The sequence below is a fragment of the Flavobacterium sp. genome, from assembly GCF_043773265.1.
Taxonomy (GTDB): domain Bacteria; phylum Bacteroidota; class Bacteroidia; order Flavobacteriales; family Flavobacteriaceae; genus Flavobacterium.
In genome coordinates this window covers 1-4,953 of record NZ_JAYVFH010000229.1, presented here as the reverse complement: position 1 = coordinate 4,953, position 4,953 = coordinate 1, and the positions used below count along the sequence as shown (strand labels likewise).

Annotated in this window: 3 protein-coding genes; 2 read left to right on the top strand and 1 reads right to left on the bottom strand. The window is 29.6% G+C overall.

Going from position 1 to position 4,953, the window contains the following annotated elements; translation table 11 throughout:
- Positions 1-141 precede the first annotated feature (141 nt).
- Complete coding sequence (locus ACH2BO_RS12365; protein ID WP_395045041.1) at positions 142-2,745, bottom strand: hypothetical protein; 2,604 nt, start codon at positions 2,743-2,745, stop codon at positions 142-144.
- A gap of 145 nt (positions 2,746-2,890) precedes the next feature.
- Here ACH2BO_RS12365 and ACH2BO_RS12360 point away from each other — a divergent pair, with 145 nt between their 5' ends.
- Both ACH2BO_RS12360 and murC read left to right on the top strand, forming a co-directional pair.
- Positions 2,891-3,535, top strand: a complete 645-nt coding sequence (locus tag ACH2BO_RS12360; RefSeq protein WP_395045040.1) for a tetratricopeptide repeat protein — start codon at positions 2,891-2,893, stop codon at positions 3,533-3,535.
- Positions 3,536-3,614: 79 nt separating this feature from the next.
- On the top strand, positions 3,615-4,953 hold a 1,339-nt coding region (murC, locus tag ACH2BO_RS12355), incomplete at its 3' end, for a UDP-N-acetylmuramate--L-alanine ligase (protein ID WP_395045039.1).

The following is a 4,953-nucleotide window of genomic DNA, read 5'->3' as shown; positions in this document are numbered from 1 at the left end:
CATTGTTGATGAAATGACTTTGGTGAAATAGTCATTTCGAGGAACGAATCAATCTCAATAAAATTGAACTCCGAATTAAGAAATTAATTCGGAGTTTTTTTATTCATTATTTTTAAAAAAATTAATAAATTTATTATAGCTTTACTCCTTCAAAAAACCATATTCATAAACCTTTGGCTCAATTTTTTTGGCCAGAATTTTTAGGTTTTCTCTAAGTTTGGTTATGAGTTTCATGTACTGTTCGTCAGCACTTTTATTATTCATTTTTCCAGCATCATTTCTGCCTTGAAAATGCTCGCGAATGTCATACAAACTTGCGTTTACGTTATATTCACCTCGTCCTTCGTACATTCCTCCATTTGAAGAGAATTTTTGGGCATGATAATATTTCCAAAGTTCACGAGCTACATTGAAAACATTGTTGGCTTTTTCTGAAAATTCTAATGGTTTATTAATATTTGAAATTCCGACTAAGGAGGAATCACATTGTGTATTATTTTTCTTGTGAGATTCCTCCTGTGTCAGAATGTCAACACTACTTGAAAAAAGGTCAACCGTTTGCTCTTGATTTATTTTGCCTTTTATAAACTGCGTCATAAAGTTACTTTCAAACTTTTCGCGAGCATTTAATTCTTGCTCGGTAAATGGAATCCAATGGTTGGTGCCACCATTGGAGCTTATTTTATTTTGGCTATGAAACATTGCAAAAGTGAAACAATCATTATGAAATTCTAAATCGTTTTGCCAATCATCATTTGGGTATAAAAATTGGTCGCGATCATTTAACCAAGTTGCGTCGATACAATGTCGGACTGATAAATAAATAGTTGCTGGAATAAGATTACTTTCATTAATTAAAAAATAAATACCGTGTCTTTTGCCAATATTATTCATAAAAGAGATGTAATTATTGTTTTGAAAATCTGGCGCATCAGCCATAAGTACAGAATAATATTTTGAATTATTAATTTTGAAAGTTTTTAACCAATCATTAATACGTCCTTTTTGATTATCGTAAGAATAAATATTTTTTGAATTTATTAATATTCCATCTTCATCATAAACATCTGCTAGAATATCATTGAATTTTTCTTTTAATGAAGTATTCCAAACAAAGAAACCAATCGGAAATACACCTTTTACATTATCGAAAGTATTTGCAGGAACAACAAATAATTTTTCAAGTTTGGCTAAAAAATTATTTCTAAATACTTTAGAATTAGACGCACTAATAACTTTCAAAGTTGAAAATTCTGCTATAAAACTTTCTGGAATTTCAAAATAAATTCTAGCTAAAAATTGAGCAAATAATTCAGGAGCAACTTTGTCTAATTTATCATAATACTTTGTATAAGTTTTTGATTGTTGAATATTACTTCTGTTAATGCTTACTTTTCCGTTACTTTCCGCATAAGGAGGATTAATATAAATAACCAACTTTTTTCTTTTTTCTTCATCATTAATAATGTCTTGCAATCCTTGTGGTAGTTTGGTGAAATCATCATTAAGGAAATCAAATTGAAAGCAGTGGTTTTTTAGCAATTTGGCACCATTGTCTATGCGTTCGTGCATAACGTTTACATCAGCCATTTCTAACGTACTTGCCCAAATGTTGTATTCATTGGTCAAACCAGCTAATAAATTTCCTGTTCCTGCTGCGCAATCCCAAATATAATATTCTTCTTGCCAGTCTTCGCCCAAAAAATCTGCTATGTATTGTTGCGAAAGAGCAACCCATTTTTGTGGTGTAAAAAATGCTCCTCTTCGTTCTCTAATATCTTGCGAAACCAACAAATCTTTTCGTTCAAGAATGTACTGTTGAAATTTTTCGAGTGGTGGTCGTTTGTATCTTTTCCAAAATTGCTCATACGCTTCTTTATTTTTTATGGCAAATGTGTTACTTCCAGATTGGAACATTCCATCTAAATTTTTGTTTAGAATTTCATAATGTCCATTTTTAAAAACTACAAATATATTTTCGCTCAAAGGAGTATCGTCATCAATTGTGCTCGTGCCTTTATCATCTACAAAAAGGTCTGCAAGGTAAAATTCTCTATCAAAAATATTGTTTTTCTTGACAGCATCCCAATCTAAATCGATATGTGGTTTTACTTGCTCCAACCAGCGAAGATAAATGGCTACAAAATTATTTTTGTCGATGGTTATTTTTGCATTTTCGGTAGTTTTGGTAATATTATTTTTGATAAAAAATTGCAATTCTTTTTCATCTTTAATAAAATCATAAACATAATGGTTTTGATGCAATGATTTTTCAATTCGTTCTTTAATTAATATAAATTCTTTTGTTTGATGATTGCTTGGTGCAACATTCCAATTAAAATCATTCATGCTAAAAACATCAATAATAGCATTGTAAGTAACAAAACCCATTTTGCTAGAATCGAAAGCACCAAGAAATGCTGGAGGCATATATTTATCGAAAGTTCGTGCTTTTCCTATAGTTAAAACCAATTGTGTAATCATGGTTAAAACATCATAAGTACCACGTTTTGCTTCTGCCCAAAGTAGAGAATGGTTTTCGAATAGTTTTTCTTGATTAGTGTTTTTATTTTTGAATGTTACACAAAAATCAATATTTCCAACAATTTTGGTAGTATCAAAATCAGAAAAGAAATCTTGTCCTACTTTATTTTTTAATTCTTCTTCTCTAATGTTTTGGTATTTCATGTATGGAATATATTTTCTAGAAACAAATATAATAATTAGTGATATATAAGTAAACAATTATTAGATTTTGTGTCAGTTATTTTTTAAAAGTACTAAATTTTTGTTTAAATTAAATCTTACTCCAATCCTTTTCTTATTTTTGAACATTATAAATTGTGATATGAAGTTTCTAACCTTTTTCTTCTTTTTAATTTCTTTCACTATGAAAGCAGAAACCGATTTTGATAAGGCAGAAAAATTATACAATCAAAAAAAGTATAGTGAAGCCAAAGTACTTTTTGAAAGTTTTTTAAAAGAAAATCCAAATAATTATAAATCTATTGAATATCTTGGTGATATTGCTGGTCATCAAAAAGATTGGAACGAAGCAATTAAAGAATATAAAATTTTAAAAAATCAATTTCCAAAAACTGCTAATTATTGGTACAAATATGGTGGCGCATTAGGGATGAAAGCCAAATCGGTCAATAAATTTAAAGCGCTTGGAATGATTGACGAAATTGAAAGTTCATTTTTAATGGCTTCAAAATTAGATCTAAAACACATAGATTCGCGTTGGGCTTTGGTGATGTTGTATATAGAATTACCAGGAATTGTTGGCGGAAGCGAAAGCAAAGCAATTAAATATTCTAATGAATTAATGAATCTTTCAAAAGTTGATGGTTATCTATCCAAAGGTTTTATTGATGAATATTTTAAAAGATTCACAAAAGCCGAAATGAATTATAAAGCAGCACACGAAATTGGTAATTCTAAAATCACTTTTCAAAAATTATATAATTTATATTTGAATAAAATTAAAGATAAATTTAAAGCACAAAAATTAAAAGAACAATTTGAAAAATAGTTTATGTTGGTTTAATGTTGTTTAATTCTTTGAGAAAAAAACTTTAAACTCTTAAACCTTTAAACTTAAAACTAAATAAATGAGAACACATTTCATAGCCATTGGCGGTGCAGCAATGCACAATTTAGCACTTGCATTACACAATAAAGGATACAAAGTTACTGGTAGCGATGATGCTATTTTTGAACCATCAAAATCGCGTTTAGAAAAGAAAGGTTTGTTGCCAATTGAAATGGGTTGGTTTCCAGAAAAAATCACTCATGATATTGACGCAATTATTCTCGGAATGCATGCCAAAGCTGACAATCCTGAGTTAATGAAAGCTCAAGAATTAGGATTAAAAATTTATTCTTATCCTGAGTTTTTATACGAACAATCCAAAAATAAAACGCGAGTTGTAATTGGTGGTTCACACGGAAAAACCACTATTACATCAATGATTTTGCATGTTATGCATTATCATAATATCGAAGTAGATTATATGGTTGGAGCACAACTAGAAGGTTTTGACACGATGGTTCATCTTACAGAAACTAACGATTTTATTGTTCTTGAAGGCGATGAATATTTATCATCTCCAATTGATAGAAGACCAAAATTTCATTTGTATCAGCCCAATATTGCATTGCTCTCTGGAATTGCTTGGGATCATATTAATGTGTTTCCAACATTTGAAAATTATGTAGAACAATTTGAAATTTTTGTAAATCAAATTACTAAAGGTGGAATTCTTGTTTATAACGAAGAGGACGAAACCGTAAAAAAAGTTGCAGACGAAACTACAAATTCTATTAGAAAATTACCTTATGCAACTCCTAATTATACAGTTGAAGATGGAACAACTTTATTAGAAACACCAGAAGGAGCAATGCCAATTGAAGTTTTTGGAGCACATAATTTGAACAACCTTGCTGGAGCAAAATGGATTTGTCAAAATATGGGCGTTGACGAAGCCGAATTTTATGAAGCAATTGCAAGCTTTAAAGGTGCAAGTAAACGTCTTGAAAAAATTGCCGAAGGAAACGGAAAAGTTGCTTATAAAGATTTTGCACATTCGCCAAGTAAAGTTGCTGCAACTACTAAAGCGGTAAAAAATCAATATCCAAATAGAAAATTAATTGCTTGTTTAGAATTGCATACTTACAGTAGTTTGAATTCTGAATTTTTAAAAGAATATCAAGGTTCACTTGATTCTGCTGATGTAGCTGTAGTTTTTTATTCTCCAGATGCTGTAAAAATAAAACAACTTGAAGAAGTAACTTATGAGCAAATTGCTCAATCTTTCAATCGTGATGATTTAATTATTTTTACTAATCCAATTGATTTTAAAGATTTTTTATTCAAACAAAATTTTGATAATTCTGCTTTATTATTAATGAGTTCAGGTAATTATGGCGGATTGAATCTTGATGAAGTAG